General features: G+C 72.8%; 15 protein-coding genes. 6 read left to right on the top strand and 9 right to left on the bottom strand.

Features of this window, described 5'->3' with window-relative positions:
- Nucleotides 1–35: 35 nt before the first annotated feature.
- Nucleotides 36–404 carry a hypothetical protein gene (locus ABZ919_RS34055; protein WP_361255626.1) on the bottom strand — a complete coding sequence of 123 codons (369 nt, stop codon included), beginning with the start codon at nt 402–404 and terminating at the stop codon, nt 36–38.
- A 316-nt stretch (nt 405–720) separates the two neighbouring features.
- Here ABZ919_RS34055 and ABZ919_RS34050 point away from each other — a divergent pair, with 316 nt between their 5' ends.
- Entirely contained in the window at nt 721–1,527 is an 807-nt protein-coding gene (locus tag ABZ919_RS34050) for an SGNH/GDSL hydrolase family protein (protein ID WP_361255623.1), read from the top strand.
- An 18-nt stretch (nt 1,528–1,545) separates the two neighbouring features.
- Here the strand turns inward: ABZ919_RS34050 and ABZ919_RS34045 are convergent, their stop codons facing one another.
- The 4 genes from ABZ919_RS34045 to ABZ919_RS34030 form a co-directional block, all read right to left on the bottom strand.
- Complete coding sequence (locus ABZ919_RS34045) at nt 1,546–3,177, bottom strand: serine/threonine-protein kinase (protein WP_361255621.1); 1,632 nt, start codon at nt 3,175–3,177, stop codon at nt 1,546–1,548.
- A gap of 44 nt (nt 3,178–3,221) precedes the next feature.
- Nucleotides 3,222–4,742, bottom strand: coding sequence for a sulfite exporter TauE/SafE family protein (locus ABZ919_RS34040; RefSeq protein ID WP_361255618.1), 1,521 nt, complete (start codon nt 4,740–4,742; stop codon nt 3,222–3,224).
- Nucleotides 4,743–4,771: 29 nt separating this feature from the next.
- Complete coding sequence (locus ABZ919_RS34035) at nt 4,772–6,166, bottom strand: tetratricopeptide repeat protein (protein WP_361255724.1); 1,395 nt, start codon at nt 6,164–6,166, stop codon at nt 4,772–4,774.
- 846 nt (nt 6,167–7,012) lie between these two features.
- Nucleotides 7,013–8,569 carry a DUF4331 domain-containing protein gene (locus tag ABZ919_RS34030; RefSeq protein ID WP_361255615.1) on the bottom strand — a complete coding sequence of 519 codons (1,557 nt, stop codon included), beginning with the start codon at nt 8,567–8,569 and terminating at the stop codon, nt 7,013–7,015.
- 209 nt (nt 8,570–8,778) lie between these two features.
- Here ABZ919_RS34030 and ABZ919_RS34025 point away from each other — a divergent pair, with 209 nt between their 5' ends.
- The 3 genes from ABZ919_RS34025 (at nt 8,779) to ABZ919_RS34015 (ending at nt 10,532) form a co-directional block, all read left to right on the top strand.
- Nucleotides 8,779–9,321 carry a sigma-70 family RNA polymerase sigma factor gene (locus ABZ919_RS34025; RefSeq protein WP_361255612.1) on the top strand — a complete coding sequence of 181 codons (543 nt, stop codon included), beginning with the start codon at nt 8,779–8,781 and terminating at the stop codon, nt 9,319–9,321.
- A complete protein-coding gene (locus ABZ919_RS34020; RefSeq protein WP_361255609.1) occupies nt 9,318–10,136 on the top strand; it encodes an anti-sigma factor in 819 nt (272 codons plus the stop codon). The genes ABZ919_RS34025 and ABZ919_RS34020 overlap by 4 nt, the downstream gene beginning before the upstream one ends.
- A gap of 126 nt (nt 10,137–10,262) precedes the next feature.
- Nucleotides 10,263–10,532: a hypothetical protein gene (locus tag ABZ919_RS34015; protein WP_079161579.1), complete on the top strand. Its 270-nt coding sequence runs from the start codon at nt 10,263–10,265 to the stop codon at nt 10,530–10,532.
- A gap of 87 nt (nt 10,533–10,619) precedes the next feature.
- Here the strand turns inward: ABZ919_RS34015 and ABZ919_RS34010 are convergent, their stop codons facing one another.
- From ABZ919_RS34010 to hmgA, 4 genes are all read right to left on the bottom strand, one after another.
- Nucleotides 10,620–11,828 carry a CaiB/BaiF CoA-transferase family protein gene (locus ABZ919_RS34010; protein ID WP_361255606.1) on the bottom strand — a complete coding sequence of 403 codons (1,209 nt, stop codon included), beginning with the start codon at nt 11,826–11,828 and terminating at the stop codon, nt 10,620–10,622.
- Between the two features lie 302 nt (nt 11,829–12,130).
- The gene (locus ABZ919_RS34005) at nt 12,131–13,291 is read right to left on the bottom strand and encodes a type ISP restriction/modification enzyme (protein ID WP_361255603.1); all 1,161 of its coding nucleotides are present in this window, start codon (nt 13,289–13,291) and stop codon (nt 12,131–12,133) included.
- A gap of 24 nt (nt 13,292–13,315) precedes the next feature.
- Nucleotides 13,316–14,065, bottom strand: coding sequence for a GntR family transcriptional regulator (locus ABZ919_RS34000; protein ID WP_361255600.1), 750 nt, complete (start codon nt 14,063–14,065; stop codon nt 13,316–13,318).
- 45 nt (nt 14,066–14,110) lie between these two features.
- Nucleotides 14,111–15,421: a homogentisate 1,2-dioxygenase gene (hmgA, locus tag ABZ919_RS33995; RefSeq protein ID WP_361255597.1), complete on the bottom strand. Its 1,311-nt coding sequence runs from the start codon at nt 15,419–15,421 to the stop codon at nt 14,111–14,113.
- Between the two features lie 162 nt (nt 15,422–15,583).
- On the opposite strand from hmgA, the gene ABZ919_RS33990 reads away from it, so the two are divergent.
- Together ABZ919_RS33990 and ABZ919_RS33985 are read left to right on the top strand one after the other, a co-directional pair.
- Complete coding sequence (locus ABZ919_RS33990) at nt 15,584–16,141, top strand: hypothetical protein (RefSeq protein WP_361255594.1); 558 nt, start codon at nt 15,584–15,586, stop codon at nt 16,139–16,141.
- An 88-nt stretch (nt 16,142–16,229) separates the two neighbouring features.
- The gene (locus ABZ919_RS33985; protein ID WP_361255591.1) at nt 16,230–16,847 is read left to right on the top strand and encodes a TetR/AcrR family transcriptional regulator; all 618 of its coding nucleotides are present in this window, start codon (nt 16,230–16,232) and stop codon (nt 16,845–16,847) included.
- The last annotated feature ends 43 nt before the right edge of the window (nt 16,848–16,890 follow it).

The following is a 16,890-nucleotide window of genomic DNA, read 5'->3' as shown; positions in this document are numbered from 1 at the left end:
TGCGAGGCTGCCTCACGGTTTTGTTGGTTTGACCGTTACACAACTTTGGCCGGTGTTGCTCGGTCTTGTGTGCGTTTTCCGGAAATTCGTTCCCGGAACAGGACCAGGAGCAGAAGCAGCAGGCTCAGCACGGTCACCGCCACCACGCCGCCGCGGACCGACCAGCGGTGAACCGCGAGCATGCCCTGGGCGATCAGCATGTTGACGACGACCGAGCCCGCGAGCGAGCAGAGCGCCCGGCCGAAGGGATCCAGCCCGCGCAGGGCCGCGGCGAGTGCCACGGCCGGCGCCGCGAGCAGAAAGAACAGGCTGCACGGTCCGCGCAGCCAGGAACCGGAGTCGATGAGAGAGAGCAGCGCGCCGAACGCTGCCACGGCGGTCGCGGCCCCCGCGAGCAGCGGCAATGACGATGTCTTGATGTGTATGTTCCGCATTGGCGACTTTGCCCCCCGACGCGCCGGATGCCGGGCTTCAATGTGACGCAGGCCCAGTGAGGGCGTCAAGACGGACGATACGTCTTTAAACATTCATTCCCCCCTGGGCGGGACGCCCGAGCGCTGACGCGGTGTCAACAGATTTGGCATGCACGCGCAATAGATGAGCAGTGAACGTCTCGGGTTGATCCTGTTGAGACCCCAAAAGTCTTGGCATGGACACTTCCCGTCAACACGCGTAGTTGCTACGACAGTTGTGGCAGAGATCCTGCTAAAGGGAGGTTCCATGAGACGTTCCCGACTTACCGGATTCGTGACCTCGCTCCTCCTCGCCGCCGGCCTCGGTCTCACCGGGGCCGCCTCGGCGCAGGCTTCCTCGACGGCCGCCACCGGGGGCTATGTCGCGCTCGGCGACTCCTACTCCTCCGGAGTCGGCTCGGGCAGCTACATCAGCTCCAGCGGCTCCTGCGACCGCAGCACGAAGGCGTACCCGTACCTGTGGAACGCCGCGCACAGCCCGTCCTCGTTCGCCTTCAACGCCTGCTCGGGCGCCACGACGGACGACGTCATGGCGAGCCAGCTCGGCTCGCTCAACTCCTCGACCTCACTGGTGTCCATCACCATCGGCGGCAACGACGCCGGGTTCTCCGACGTCATGACGACCTGTGTGATCCAGTCCGACAGCTCCTGCATCTCCCGGATCAACACCGCCAAGGCCTACGTCGACTCCACGCTCCCCGGCAAGCTCGACACCGTCTACAACGCGATCAGCGCCAAGGCCCCCGGTGCCCGGGTGGTCGTCCTCAGCTACCCCCGCTTCTACCTGCTCGGCCAGACCTGCCTCGGGCTCTCCGACACCAAGCGGTCCGCGATCAACGACGCGGCCGACTACATGGACGCCGCCATCCAGAAGCGCGCCCAGGCCCACGGCTTCGCCTTCGCCGACGTCCGCACCGCGTTCTCCAGCCATGAGATCTGCTCCGGCGACTCCTGGCTGCACAGCGTCAACTGGCTCGACATCGGCGAGTCCTACCACCCCACCGCGGCCGGCCAGTCCGGCGGCTATCTCCCGGCGTTCACCAACAACGTGTGACCCGAACGGGCTCGCCCCTCAGGGTGAACTTTCCGGCGAGCCCGACGCCGAAGCGGAGGCCCCGCCCGACGGGGTCTCCGTCGCCGTGGCGGTCGTACAACTCACCGAGAACGGCACCTCGTTCGACGCGGTCTGCACCGGAGCGCGCACCTTCACGCCGATCTGGTCCTCGGTCGTCCCGCCGCCGTGGTACACCGTCAGGGTCACCTGTACCTGCCGGGTCCTGCCGCCGCCGTCCGGGAACGACAGCGTGTGCCACCCCGGATCCGACACCGACCCCCGCGTCGTCACCCACCGGTACTCCACCTGCGCGGGCAGCCGCCCCACCGTGAACGTCGCCGTGAAGGCGGGCGTCTGCGCGGCCGGCGGCGGACAGCTCCCGGAGTACGACGTGTTCGTGCCGGCCACGGTGACGTGCACCGACTGTGCCGGCTGGGTGCTGGGAGACGGGCTGCTGCCCGCGGTCGACGGGGTTGTGCCGCCCGAGTCCGTGGTGCCGTGCGCGGTCGGCGTCAGCGCGCCGCCGCTCGCCCGGGTGCCGCCGCCCGCGGTCCCCCGGCCGCCGCCGCTGTGGTTCATCAGCGCGTACGTCAGCCCCGCCAGCGCCAGCACGAGCGCGAGCAGGGCCGCCACCAGCACCACGCCCGCACGCCGGCCGCGCTCCGGCGCGTCGGGCGGCGCGGACCTCGTGGGTGCCGTGGCGCCGGACAGGGGCATCGGCGGGGTCGCGGACGGCTCCCGGTACCGGGCCGCGATCGTCGGGGCGGCGTACGGCGGCACCGGCGTCGTGGCCGCCCGGGGGGATCCTCCCGCGACGGGAGCACCCCCGGCCGCGACGATCCGCAGCTCGTGTTCCGCCCGCTCGGCGTCCAGCCGCTCGGCGGGCTCCTTGCGCAGCAGCCCCTCGATGACCGCGGCGAGCGGCCCGGCCCGGTGCGGCGGCGGCAACTCGTCGTCCACCACGGCACGCAGGGTGCTGAGCGGGGTGTCGTAACGGAACGGGGAGACGCCCTCCACGGCCGCGTACAGCAGCACCCCCAGCGACCACAGATCCGACTCCGGCCCCGGTGTCCGCCCCAACGCCCGCTCCGGAGCGAGGAACTCGGGCGAGCCGATCACCTCTCCGGTCATGGTCAGCGCCGAGCTGCCCTCGACCGAGGCGATCCCGAAGTCGGTCAGCACCACCCGGCCGTCGTTGGCCAGCAGCACATTGGCGGGCTTGACGTCCCGGTGCAGCACGCCGACGCCGTGCGCGGCCCGCAGCGCGGACAGCACCTCGGCGCCGATGTGCGCGGCCCGCTGCGGCGGGAGCGGACCCTGCGCCTCCAACTGGTCGGCCAGCGACAGCCCGCGCACCAGCTCCATCACGATCCACGGGCGGCCGCCCTCCATGGCCACGTCGTACACCGTGACCACGTTGCGGTTCGACACGCGCGCCGCCGCCCACGCCTCCCGCTCCAGGCGGGCGTACATCCGCTCCACGTCGGAGGCCGGCAGCCCCGCCGGGGCCCGCACCTCCTTGACCGCCACCTCGCGGTGCAGCACCTCGTCCCGGGCACGCCACACGGTGCCCATGCCGCCCTCGCCCAGCGGAGACAGCAGACGGTAGCGGCCCGCGATCACACGGTCGCGGCCCGGCTCTTCGGACACGGGCGCCCCCCAAGGCAAGTCGCGTGATTTCTCCCCAAAGTAGCTCAGCCGAGCGCGGATGCGGCCCCCTTGAGCACCAATCCGGCGCCCAGGGCCATGACGACCAGCGCGGACGCGAGCGGCACCGACCGGCGCACCAGCGCGGCCAGCGGGTGCGCGGTCCAGCGCGGGCGCCGCTCCAGCACCCGGGTCACCCCGGAGCCCAGCCGCACCACGGCGAAGCCGGCCGCCGTGAGCGTCAGCGCGAGCCCGGCGCCGTAGGCCACGACGAGCAGCAACCCGAACCAGGCCTTTCCGAGCGCGGCGGCACCGACCAGGACCACCACGGCGGAGGGGCTGGGCACGAGCCCACCGGCGAACCCGAGCAGGATCGTGCCGCGGAGGGTAGGGGCGGTGGGATGGGTATGCGTGTGACCGCCGTGGGTGTGGGTGTGGCCCCCGTGGGTGCGATTTGCGTGGCTGTGGGAGTGGCTCCCGGGGGTGTGATCCGCGTGGCTGTGGCTTTGGCTGTGGCTGTGACCAGAGTGGCTGTGGGTATGTCCCCCGCGGGTGTGCTCTCCCGCGTGGGGCGTGTGTTGACGGCGGGCCGGCCACACCCTCCGTACGAGGTTGGCGCCGGCCACGAGGACCAGTGCGCCACCGGCGATGCCCAGCCAGGCGATCACCGAGGGCGTGGCGGCGGAGCCGGCCGTGACCAGCAGGCCCAGCGCGACCACGCCGAGGGTGTGGGTCACGGTGACCGAGGCCGCCAGCGGCAGCACGTCCCGCGGCCGGGCCCGGCCTCCGCGCGCCGCCGCTGCCGCCGCCATGAGGGTCTTGCCGTGCCCCGGCGCGAGCGCGTGCAGCGCGCCCAGGACGACCGCGACGAGCAGCGCGAGGGCGGCGAAACCGGGGGACAGATGCCGGCGGGCCACGAGGCCGTCCAGCGCACGGGTCCAGCGGTCGGCGCCCCGCGGCAGGATCGCTGCGCCCGGCGCCGGCTGCCGCTCCTCGGCGAGGGCCGGCCCGCCCGGGCGCAGCCGCACCGAGGCCGTGGTGGTGTCGGCCGGGGAGGACAGCAAGTCCTTCGGGTACGTGGTCAGTTCGTGCGACACCGAGGTCTTCGGCACGTCCGCCGCGGTGAGCGTCATCCGGTCGCCGCGCGCGGTGATCTCCCGCCAGCCGGGTCCGCCGACGGCCTCCGCGCTGTGGAAGCCCAGGGCGACCGTGCGGCCGCGGGGGAGCGGGGCGGTCAGCCGGCACTCCACGCGGAGGGTGTGCAGCCCGGCCTGGCCGGGACGCAGCCGCGCCGTGTAGGTGACGGCGGTCAGCGGGGCCGTACGACCGTCGACCGTGAGCCTGCTGCCGGCGGCGGCCCGCGCACACCGCTGCCGGGCCCAGGCGGCCGTGCCCAGCCGCTTCAGGTCGGGTGCGGCCTGGGTCGCCGGAATCTCGGCGAGGTCCTCCACGTGGTCCACGCGGAGCTGCCCGGGGGCGGCGACCAGACCGTCGTAGCGGTTGACGGTGAAGTTCCCGAGCGGATGCGCGCTCGCCGGGCCGGCCGGCAGCAGCGCGAGTGTGCTCACGGCGAGGAGGAGGAAGGGCAGGCGGAGCCTCACTGCGTGGCCTCCAGGGCTTTGCGGGCCGCGGCCGCGCCGAGCGGGGAGAAGCCCGGGTTCAGGCGCAGGGCCGAGGTGAGGGAGGCGCGGCCGGCCGGCCGGTGGCCCGTGGCCAGCTCGATCATGCCGCGGTGGTAGAGGAAGGCGGCGTTGCGGTAACCGGTGGCGGTGGCCCGGCGGGCGTACGGCAGGGCCTCGGTGTCGCGGCCGTTCACGTGCAGTGCCCAGGCCAGCGCGTCCGCGGTGTGCACGGTGTGCCGGCGGGCCCATTCGGCACGGGCCGCGCGCAGGGCGGCCGCCTTGTCGCCGTGGTCGGCGGCGGCCAGCGCGGTGTCGAGGTCGGCGTTGACGCCGTTGGCGCGGGCCAGTGCGATCCAGGCGTCCACCAGGGCGTACTGCCGCCGCGCCCTGGCCAGGTCGCCGGCCGCGCCCCGCGCCTCGTACAGCTCGCCCAGCTCGACGAGCGGACCCGGCAGCGGGTAGCGCGCGACCACCGTCTCCATCCCCTTGATCGCGGCCGCGCGGTCCCCGCTCGCGGCCTGCGCCCGTGCGCGGCCCTCCAGCGCCGGGAGATAGGTGTCGTCGGCGGCGAGCGCACGGGCGTAGTAGGTGAGGGCGGACCTGTACTCGCCCTGATTCCAGGCCAGTTGACCCAGCTGCGCGGCCACGTATGCGACGTCGCCCGGCGACGTGGCGCCCGCCAGCGCCTGCCCGAGCACCCGGCGCGCCGTCGTCACGTCGCCGCGCAGCTCGTGCACGTACGCGTATCGCGTGAAGACCGGAACACCCGGCTTGCGGGCGTCGGCGGTCTCGGCGGCCTTCGACGCCTCGGGGTAGCGGCCGAGTTCGACCAGCGCGTCGATGCGCAAGGACAGCGCGCGCTCGCTGTACGGGTTCTGACGCAGCGCCTGGTCCGCATAGGTCAGGGCGTCCTCGAAGTCGTGCCGGGCGGCGGCGAGGGCGGCGCGGCCGGCCAGCGCCTGGTCGTTGTCCGGGCCCAGCGCGAGGGACCGCCCCAGTGCCCGCTCCGCCTGCGGGTAGCGGGAGGGGTCGCCCTTGGTCCGGGCCTGCTCGACGTAGGCCAGGCCCAGGGTGGCCCAGCTGCCGGAGTCCCTGGGCTGGGTCCGCAGATGCGTCTGCAGCGCGGCGATGCTCGCATCCAGGTTGCCGCCGCCCAGGACCCCCGGGTCCACGGCCGTGGAGGCGGCCGGCACGGTGGCGGGCGCCCGATCGGCACCGACGGCGATGGCCCCGCCGGTCAGCGCCACCGCCAGCAGGGCCGCGCAGCCAGCGAGTTGTGCGGCCCGCCAGCGCCGCCCCGCGGCCGCGAACCGCCGGACGGCGGCCACGCGCTCGCCGGCACCGGGGGGAGGTTCTTCGGAGTCTCGCACCGCGCCCGAACTGGAACCACGGCGAGAGCCCGGCGACGCTTCGGATCCGGGATCCACGCGCCCGGCACCGCCGGCCGGGGATTCCCGGCAGCCGGAGACCGTGGAGCTCCGGGTGTCCCGGGCCGAGGATTCGTCGTGGGCGGAAGCCGCGGGCGTGTGGGTGGTTGCGGGTGAGGGTTCGTCGTGGCCGTGGCCGTGAGCCGTGGGGTTCTCGGGCGAGGGCTCGTCGTGGCCGTGGGCCGTGGGGCTTTCGGTGCTCTCGGGTGAGGGTTTGGCGTGGGTGGAGGCCGGAGATCCTTCGGTGTCCCGGGGTGGGAGGGATCGGCGGGTGGAGGTCTCGGGCGTGTGGGTGCTCGGGGGTGAGGGCTGATCGTGGCCGTGGGCCGTGGGGCTTTCGGCGGTCTCGGGTGAGGGTTCGCCGTGGCCGTGGCCGTGGCCGTGGTCGTGGTCGTGAGCCGTGGGGTTCTCGGGCGAGGGCTCGTCGTGGCCGTGGGCCGTGGGGCTTTCGGCGGTCCCGGGTGAGGCTTTGGCGTGGGTGGAGGCCGAGGTTCCTTCGGTGTCCCGGGGTGGGAGAAACCGGTGGGCGGAGGCCGCGGTGTCCTCGGCGGGGACGGGCAGGCGTGGGGGGCCGGAGGCCGGCCGGGCCGTCTCGGGCGGGGCGGTGGCGGTGGCGGGCGGTGTCCTGGCGTCCTGCTCGGGGTGCGCCCGGCGCTCACCGGCCTCGTCGTCGTTCGTACGCGGAGACATGGCCTCTCCTCGGTCGCCTGATGCTGGTCGTAAGGGGAAGGCGCGGCCCGCCGTGGGGGAGGGGTTACGGGCCGCGCCGGTCTGGGGTGGGTGCCCGGGTCAGTACGGGCGCCGTATGCGCCTGCGCCACCAGCCGACCGCGGTGCCGAGCAGCAGGATCCCGGCCGCTCCCGAGGCCGCCGACGCGGCGATCAGCACGGTGTTGCCGGAGCCGCCGGAGGAGGTCCCGGCCGGCTGGAGGGCGTCGCCCAGCTGGCTGCGCACGTCCGTGCCGGCGGTCGTGCCCTTGGCGAGCGGGCCGCGCGAGCCGGAGGTGGGCTCGGCGACGTACGGGAAGTACTTCTCGAAGCCCTTGTCGTTCTTGTTCACCGCGTCGCCCAAGTCGTTCTTGGAACCGACCAGTTCACCCTCGACGACCTGCAGCGCCTCGTCGATCACGTCGTCGGTGAGCCGGCGCCCGTTCGGGAAGCCCGCGTTGTCGCCGTCCAGCACGCCCAGCCGCTTGGGGTGCATGCTCGGCTTGACGGAGGTGTTCAGCCGCAGCTCCTCCGAAGGGCGCACGTTCGGGGGCTGGTTGAGACCCTTCACGCCCTTGAGGAAGACGTCGACGAGGTCGTTGCGCGGCTCGCTCGGCGCCTTGATCTTGTAGATCGACTCGATGAGCTTGGGCAGTTCGGGATGGGTGACGTTCTTCAGGAACTGGGCGTCGTACGCGGGCTGCGAGGCGTTGAACCTGTCCTTGTCCTTCTGCGGGTTGACGACCTCGTTGACCAGCGGGTTGCCCAGCCGCGAGACCTGGGTGTAGTAGCCCTGCGCGTTGCGGCGCTGGGTGGTGGACCAGACGCCCACGATCGGCTGCCCGGCCGACTCCCGGATCAGGTCGTTCGGCACCTGCAGGGCGATGGTGTTGACGTTGTAGCCCTTGAGGGTGTCCCGGCCGACCTCGCTGAGGTTGCCGCCGTACAGCAGGTCGAAGACGCGCAGATCGGCGAAGAAGGGGTCGTCGGCCTGCCCGGCGAAGGTCGTGGTGCCGCCCGCCGCCTTGTAGATGGCCTGGTCGCGCAGCTTGCCGTAGTCCGGCATGGACGCGTTGCCGACGTCCGACGGCGCCACCGGCACATCGTCCGCCACCTTCGTCCTCGACACCGCGTGCCCGTTCTTGAGCCGGAGCAGATCGATGTCGTACGTCTGCGTGATGTTGAGGTCGGGATCGGCCAGGTTGGTCACCTGGCCCGTGTTGTAGAGGAACGTGTTCTTGTTCTTCGTGTGTGTGGTGAAGGTGTAGCGGAACACCAGGTCGTCCCGCGCGTCACCGTTGTTGTCGATGTGCAGGTCGTACTGGGCGTCGTCGGCGAACGTGTAGAAGTTCGGCCCGCCCGCCGGCTCCTCGAACGGGATCCAGTTCGCCACGATCGTCGTCGTGTCGGGCTTGTCCGGGCTGACGAACGCGTACAGGTCGGTGTTGTCGTACTGCGGGGTCCCCGAGATCAGCGGGGCCTCCCGGTGGGAGGAGGCGGAGGCCGTACTGGGTGCCAGCGTGGCGACGCCGGCGGCCGCGAGCCCTCCGGCCGCCAGCGCAGCGCAGAGGAGCGAGGCCAGGCCCGTACGTCCCGTGCCGCCCCGGGAGAAGGGGTCCCTGGAGAAGAGAGGTGTCATGCGTCCGTCCTCAGTGCCGACTTGCCTTTGACGGACGGGTCTTCGAAACCGGCCCGCCGATCGGATTGGTCGGCCGGGGAAAAACTTCTGGGCACTTCATGACCCGCGTTTTCGGCCCGCTGATCCGTATCAACCGCGGGAGGTGTGCGTTCGTGCGGATGCGTGGAGTGCACGGAAGGGCCGGCTGCGGCCACGGGGAGGGGGCCCGCATGCGGGCGGAGGAGCTGCTGGTGCTCGTCGCGGGCGGCGACCAGCGAGCGTTCGAGGACCTGTACACCCTGGTGTCCGGGCCGGTGTACGGGCTCGTACGACGGGTGGTGCGGGACCCCGCCCAGTCCGAGGAGGTCGCCCAGGAGGTGCTGCTGGAGACGTGGCGCTCGGCCGCCCGGTACGACCCCGGCCGGGGCAGCGCGCTGTCCTGGATCCTGACCCTCGCCCACCGCCGGGCCGTCGACCGGGTGCGCAGCGCCCGCGCGGCCGGCGAACGTGAGCAGCGGGAGGCCCTGCGCGCCGGGGAGCCGGCGTTCGACCAGGTCGCCGAGGAGGTCGAGGCCGGCATGGAGCGCGAGTGGGTACGCCGCTGTCTGCGCCGGCTCACGGACCTGCAACGCCAGTCCGTGACGCTCGCCTACTACGACGGCTACACCTACCGTGAGGTGGCGGAGCGGCTCTCGCTGCCGCTCGGCACGGTCAAGACGCGGATGCGTGACGGGCTCACCCGGCTGCGCGAGTGCCTGGGAGGGGCCGCATGAGCATCCTGGGCAGGCTGCTGCGCCGCGAGGACCCGCACTCCCTCGCCGCGCCCTACGCCCTCGACGCCCTCGAGTCCGGCGAGCGGCGCCGGTTCGAGAAACATCTGCACGGCTGTGACCGCTGCGCCACCGAGGTGCGGGAGCTGGCCGAGGACGCGGTGCGCCTGGCCTGGTCCACGGCGGCGCACGCGCCCCCCGCCCTGCGCGCGCGGGTGCTGGCCGCCGTACGGACCCTCCCGCAGGAGCGGGCCCCCGTTCCGGCGCGGGCGCGCACGACCCAGTTGCCACCGCACGTCTGGGGCACCCAGCCGCTGCCGGGACGCACCCGTACGCCGCGCACGCGGCCCCTGTTCGTGCCGTTCGCCACGGCGACCGCGGCGGCGGCCCTCGTCGTCGCCTCGCTCTTCGCGGTGCAGGCGCAGCGCAACCAGGACCGACTCGACGCGGAGCGGTCCCGCGCACGTGAGATCGCACACGTTCTGGCCGCGCCCGACGCCCGCGCCACCACCGGCAAGGACGCGCGGGGCCGCGGGATCGGAGTGATCGCTTCCGCCTCGGAGAAGGAAGCCGTCGTCACCCTCAGCGGATACGGCACCCCGCCCGGCGGCCACGTCCACCAGCTCTGGCTCGTGCGCCCCGGCGCGGGGCCGCGCTCCCTCGGCCTCTTCGCGGGCGACACGCCCTTGGTCGCGAAGGATCTCGACACCTCGTCGACGTCACTCGCCGTGACCATCGAGCCCGGCGGCGGCTCGGCGCAGCCCACCGGTCAGCCCATTGTCCAACTCGCCCTGAAACCGGTCGGATTCGGAGAGTAGTCAGCGTGGGATGGTCAACCGCCTTGCAGGGAAGGTGAATCCTGTGGCCGAGATACACGCGTGCCCCCCTGGGGCGATAGGGTTACCCTGCCCGGGCCGGGTGGACTCGTACGGGTGGGGAGTGACATGGAACAGATAACAGTGCGCAGCAGGGCCAGGGTCCCTGCGATCACCTGCGGGAGCAGCGCGACCAGTTCGCGCCTCGACCGCCATCTGTCGGTGCTGGCGGGTCCTGCCATACCGCAGCGGGAGACGGTCGAGGCGACCTCGCTGATGCGCGAGCTGACGGCGCGTGACACCGCGCACCAGCGCAGCGACCGGGGCAGGCGGGTCAGCCGCGTCTCGCTGTTCGCGCCGCTGCGCCGGCTGCGTCGCTCGCTGTTCGGCGGGCACTGAGCGGGGCAGCCGAGCGGCCGACGGGCGGCCACCCGGCCGCCGCCGACCCGGCAGACGCCCCCCGGAGCTTTTCCCGGGTGCCCGTGCTCAGGCCGCCACACCGTCCCGGCGCATCGCTGTGATCTCGTCGTCCGTCATCCCCACGGCACGCAGCAGCGCTTCGGTGTGTTGTCCGAGCGCGGGCACATCACCCATCCGTGCCTCGTCCCCGCCCGGCAAGGTGATGGGAGGCAGCAGCGCCTTGAGCGGCCCGACCGGCGACCCCACCTCACGCCACCGGTCCCGGGCCGCGAGCTGCGGATGCCCGGCCAGTTCATGCAGGTCGCGGAGCCGGGCGCAGGCGATGCCCGCCTTCTCCAGCCGCGCCAGGGCCTCCTCGGTGTCCAGTGCGCGCAGCGCACGCGCCACCAACTTGTCCGTCCCGTCCCGGTTCGCGACCCGTGAGGCGTTCGTCGCGTACCGCGGATCCGTTCCCCATTCCGGGTGTCCCATGACCTGTTCGGCCAGCCGCCGCCACTCGCGGTCGTTCTGCACCGACAACAGCACGCGCCCGCCGTCCGCCGTCGAATAGGCGTCGTACGGCGCGATGACGGCGTGCGCGAGGCCGGTGCGCGCCGGGGGCTCACCCCCGTGCATCGCATGGTGCAGCGGATGACCCAGCCACTCGGCGAGCGCCTCCAGCATCGACACCTCCACCGGACCGCCCCGCCCGGTCGTCCCGCGCCGCACCAGCGCCGCCAGCACGCCCGAGAACGCGTACATGGCCGCCGCGATGTCCGCCGCCGGCACGCCCGCCTTCACCGGCTGCTCCGGTGTGCCGGTCACCGACACGAGCCCCGCTTCGCACTGCACCAGCATGTCGTACGCCCGCTTGTCCGCGTACGGGCCGAAGGAGCCGTAGCCGGAGATGTCCACGGCGATCAGCCGCGGATGCGCCGCGCACAGCGTCGCCGCGTCGAGACCGAGCCGCGCCGCCGCCCCGTGGGCGAGGTTCTGCACGAACACGTCCGCGTCCGCGACGAGCCGCCGTACGGCGTCCAGACCGCGCGGGTCCTTCAGATCGAGCGCGAGGGACTCCTTGCCCCGGTTGCACCACACGAAGTGGGAGGCGAGACCGCGGGCCGCCGTGTCGTACCCGCGCGCGAAGTCGCCGCCGTCGACCCGTTCCACCTTGATGACCCGGGCGCCCAGGTCGGCGAGCTGCCGGGTCGCGAAGGGCGCGGACACGGCCTGTTCGACGGCGACGACGGTGATGCCGTCCAGGGGCAGGGGCTGCTGATCCGTGGGCTGTTCCATGACCGGATCATGGCCCGTGACCGGCGGTTCTGTCAGTAGCGCGACAGCAGGCCGTCAGCGCTCCCCGGGTGCGTGCCGGCGCACGGCGAGCGGCAGGAACACGGCGATCAGGGCCGGCCTCCAGGCCGGCCGGGCGCCGGATGCGTTCGCGCCGGGCCGACGTGTCGTCCCGGCGTCCTGCGCCACCGCCGTACGCGGGCGATGCTCCGCCTTGCGATGCTCCCCCACTGCCTGAAGGGCGTGGGAGGTGCCCCCAGCACCGGACGCCGCGAGCTTTCCGGCACACCTTTGCGGTCACAGCACTAGATCAGGGCGAACTGGCCCTCGGGGCCCTCCTCGTGATGGTCCAGGACCGAGGCGGGGCGGCGGGAGGCGTCCGGCACCGGAAGCACGCCCGCCCGCAGCAGGTCGGTCGCCGAGACCGCGGACGTCACCTTCAACTCGGCTCGCTGCGGGCGCAGTTCCGCCAGCAGAGCCAGCACCGTGATCAGTTCCAGGAGTTCCGACGTCCAGGTCTGCGGCCAGTCGGCCGGGCGGATGGCGGCGAGGGTGCCGGGCTCGCCGGGAGACGTGCGGGTGGTGAACCAGGACTCCAGGACCCTGGTCCCGGCCACCTCGTACTCCCAGACCTGCGGCGGCACGGGGGAGATGCGGCCCCCGTCGAGGTGGAGGGTCTCCTCCTCCTGGTCGTAGTGCAGGGTGACGGGCCGGGTCGGCAGGGGGGCGCGGACGTAGGGGCGGCGACCGCCCGGCAGCTTGGGGCGTTCGCCGTCGCGGCGCATCAGCCACAGCATGCGGCGGCCCAGTTCGACCCCGGACGACCAGATGCCGGGGTCGTCCGTGAGCGGGACGGTCAGCTCGGGACCGGTGACCGCCAGAATCCAGGCCAGGACGTCCGCCGGAGCCGTGGGGGCCCCGCCCAGGCGGTCGGCGAGGTGGGCCGTCAGACCCGGTGCGAGGTTCGGTTCCGCGCCGCCGGGGCGGCGGTACAGCGGGCGGATGCGGCCGGTGCGGAGCGTCGGCAGCAGGGCGGTCGCAAGGAGCGGGTCGTCCTCCGCTCCCGTCTCCACCGTGAAGACCTGGTGCGCGTCCGCCACCCGCCACAACTCCGGCCGGGCGCTGTCGATCAGCCGGTGGTCCGGGATCAGCCACTGCTCGTCGAAGGGCGCGGCCAGGACCCGGACCGGCTCCGCGCAGGGGTCGGCCGCGACGCGGGCCAGCCGCCCGGTTCCGGCGGACCGGCCGGGCAGCTGGCCCACCGCGGAGCCGAGCGTGCGGGCGCGGGTCGGCTCGAACAGGGCTTCGCGGTCCGGGCCTTCCGCCTTGAGCAGGGCGTCCCAGCGGGCCTTCAGGGAGGCCGGATCGGGCGCCGTCGGCCAGGCACGGCCCGGCCGCAGCGGTGCGACGGACCACGGCATGAGGTCCGCCAGCAGCGGAGCGTCGTCGTGCGTCACGCAGGGCATGGTACGGCCTGACCGGGACCGGTATCAGGTGGCGTCCAGGGTGACCGTGAACGAGAAGCGGTCGCCCCGGTAGTGGATGACCGCCACGTCCAGCACCCGTCCCGCCGCGTCGTACGTCACCCCGGTGTAGTGCAGGATCGGGCTGAGCAGCGGCACCTGGAGCAGCCGGGCGGTGTCCGGGTCGGCGAGGCGGGCCTCCACGGTGTCGGTGATCCGGCTGATGCCCGCCTTGACGACGTCTCTGAGCACCTTCGTCATCGGCCAGCGGACCAGATCCTCCGGGTCGATGCGGGCGGCGAGCTCGGGGCGGATGTGGTTGACGGCGTGGTTGGTCGGCTCGCCGGTCTTCTCGTCGCTGCGGAGGCGGTGGTACGTCACCACCTCGTCCAGATCCGGGAAGTACTCGGCGAGGCCGGCCGGTACGGGCACCCGCCCGTGGTCCAGCAGTTCCGTCGTCATCCCGGACTGCTGGGCCACGATCGCGTCCACCGAGCCCAGCAGCCGTACCGGAGCGCCCCGTCGGGCGCCGGGCTCGATGAACGTGCCGCGCCGCCGGTGACGGCTGATCAGCCCCTCGTCCTCGAGTTCCTTCAGCGCCTGCCGCATGGTCAGCACACTCACGCCGTAGTGCTCCGCCAGCTGCTCCTCCGTGGGCAGCCGCAGCGGGTCCTCGGGGGAGCGGCCGAGTATCGAGGCGCGCAGCGACTGCGACACCTGGTACCACAGCGGCAGCTTGCGGTTCAGGACGATCGAATCCGGGGCGAAGGAGGTCACGCGGCTATCCGTACCTGTCGGGGAACGTGAGGCGCAACAGCGGCGTCACGCACGGAAGTGGCGCTCGAGCCCCCGCCACACGTCGTCGTAGCGCTCCTGGAGGTGGTCCGCGCCGGCCGCGTGCGGGGTCAGGCTCACCGGCCAGCGCGTCTCGAACATGAAGGCCAGCCCGTCGTCGATCCTCTGCGGCCGCAGCTCGGCGGCGCTCGCCCTGTCGAAGGTCTCCCGGTCCGGTCCGTGCGCGGACATCATGTTGTGCAGCGAGCCGCCGCCCGGCACGAAGCCCTCGGCCTTGGCGTCGTACGCGCCCTCGATCAGGCCCATGTACTCGCTCATCACGTTCCGGTGGAAGTACGGCGGCCGGAAGGTGTCCTCGCCCACCAGCCAGCGCGGCGCGAACACGACGAAGTCGACGCCGGCCAGGCCCGGGGTGTCCGACGGGGAGGTCAGGACCGTGAAGATGGAGGGGTCCGGGTGGTCGTAGGAGATGGTGCCGATCACATTGAAGCGGCGCAGGTCATAGACGTACGGCACATGGTTGCCGTGCCAGGCGACCACGTCCAGCGGGGAGTGGTCGTAGGTGGCGGTCCAGAGGTTGCCGCAGAACTTGTTCACCACCTCCACCGGACCGGGCACGTCCTCGTACGCCGCGACCGGCGCGCGGAAGTCCCGGGCGTTGGCGAGGCCGTTGGCGCCGATCGGGCCGAGGTCGGGGAGGCGGAAGGGCGCGCCGTAGTTCTCACACACATAACCCCGGGCGGAATCGTCCAGCAGCTCCACACGGAAGCGCACCCCACGGGGAATGAGCGCCACGTGTGCCGGCTCCACCGCCAGCCGGCCGAACTCCGTGTGCAGCAGCAGCCCGCCGCGCTCGGGCACGATCAGCAGCTCGCCGTCGGCGTCGGAGAAGACGCGTTCCATCGAGGTGGTGGCGTGGTACAGGTGGACGGCCATGCCGGTGCGCTGGGCGGCGTCGCCGTTGCCGCCGAGCGTCCACAGGCCGGCGAGGAAGTCGGTGCCGGCGGCCGGCTCGGGCAGCGGGTTCCAGCGCAGCCGGTTGGGGTCGGGCACGGTCTCGGTGAAGGGGGCCGTGCGGATCGCTCCGTTGTCGGTGCGGGTGAACGCGGGGTGTGCGGCCGAGGGGCGGATGCGGTAGAGCCAGGAGCGGCGGTTGTACGCCCGCGGCTCGGTGAACGCCGTACCGCTCAGCTGCTCCGCGTACAGCCCGAGCGGTGCCCGCTGCGGCGAGTTGCGGCCCTCGGGCAGGGCGCCCGGCACCGCCTCGGAGGCGTGTTCGTTGCCGAATCCGGTCAGATACGACAGTCCCGCAGCGGTCTTCCGCGCGTCCCCGCTCATGATCGCTCCCTTGCGCTCCCAATTCCTATGCAACACCGTAGGAATAGGTGGGGGGCGGGCGCAAGGGGGCCACGACTACTGCGCCAGACGGACTTCGCGGGGTGCCGGGAACCAGACTTCAGGCGGATCCGGGAGGCCGGAGCGTTGCTCTACTCTCCCGACATGCCGAGGACGTCGTGGACCCGCAGGACGCTCGCCGCGCTCGCGGCGTGCGTCCTGCTGCCGCTCGGCGCGGCCGGCTGCGCGACCGGTCACGCCCACGGCGGCACCCTCACGCCCTCACCGGTCGGCAAGGTGCTGGACGGCACCGACGGGACCGGCCGGCATCTGCGCGAGGTCGACAGGAAGAACGCGCCGCAGGTCGACGTCGAGGTGACCCCCGATCCCGGCGGCGGCTGGGACGTCCGGCTGACGTTCCACCACTTCCGCTGCTCCGGACCCGGCGCGGCGCCCACGGCGGCCGCCGGGCGCGGGCTCGTCCACCTCTTCGTCGACGGACACCGGATCGCCCGGCTGCGCTCCCGCGGGTACCACCTGACCGACGGTCTCGTCCCGCACGGCACCCACCACGTCACCGCGCGTCTGTACGCCGACGACGGCACCGTGTGGGCCGTGCACGGAAAGCCGGTGCAGAGCACCGCCGACATAACGGTCTCGGACACCGAGGGGGCGGGTGCCCGTGGTTCGGCCGGTACGGCGACCCCGGCCGCCGGAAAGTGAGTGCACCGGCCGCCGGAAAATGAGTGCACCGGCCATTGTTCTGCGTACGGGAGGGTGAGGTTCACCGGACCGGAGGCGGAGAGGCATCATGAAGTCCGTGCCCCAAGCGACATCGCTCCGCCGCGCGCCCGTCCAGCGGCGCAGCGCCGAACGGCTGACCAGGATCCTCGACGCCTGCGCCGAACTCCTCGACGAGGTCGGCTACGACGCCCTGAGCACCCGCGCGGTCGCCCTGCGCGCCGGTGTGCCCATCGGCTCCGTCTACCGGTTCTTCGGCAACAAGCGGCAGATGGCCGACGCCCTCGCCCAGCGCAACCTGGAGCGCTACACCGAACGCGTCACCGAGCGGCTGAAGGGGGCGCCCAGGGGAAGCTGGCGGGCCGCCATGGACGCCGTGCTGGACGAGTACCTGGCCATGAAGCGCACCGCGCCCGGCTTCTCCCTCGTCGACTTCGGCAACCAGATACCGGTCGGCACCCGGCACGCCGAGCCCAACACCCGGGTCGCCGACCGCCTCACCGACCTGCTCTCCGGCTACCTCGGCCGCACTCCCGACGACGATCTGCGCCGCGTCTTCCTGGTCGCCGTGGAGAGCGCGGACGCCCTGGTCCAACTGGCGTTCCGGACGGATCCCCAGGGGGACGAGGCGATCATGACGGAGACGCGCGAGCTGCTGCGGGCGTATCTGGCGCGCGTGCTCGACTGACCTCCCGGTCGAATTCCCGTGCGGGAAGGCCTCCCCTCCATGC

The organism is Streptomyces sp. NPDC046759 (genome assembly GCF_040645475.1).
Classification (GTDB): domain Bacteria; phylum Actinomycetota; class Actinomycetes; order Streptomycetales; family Streptomycetaceae; genus Streptomyces.
The sequence above is the reverse complement of the archived record's forward strand: the minus strand, read 5'-3'. Positions and strand labels throughout refer to the sequence as shown.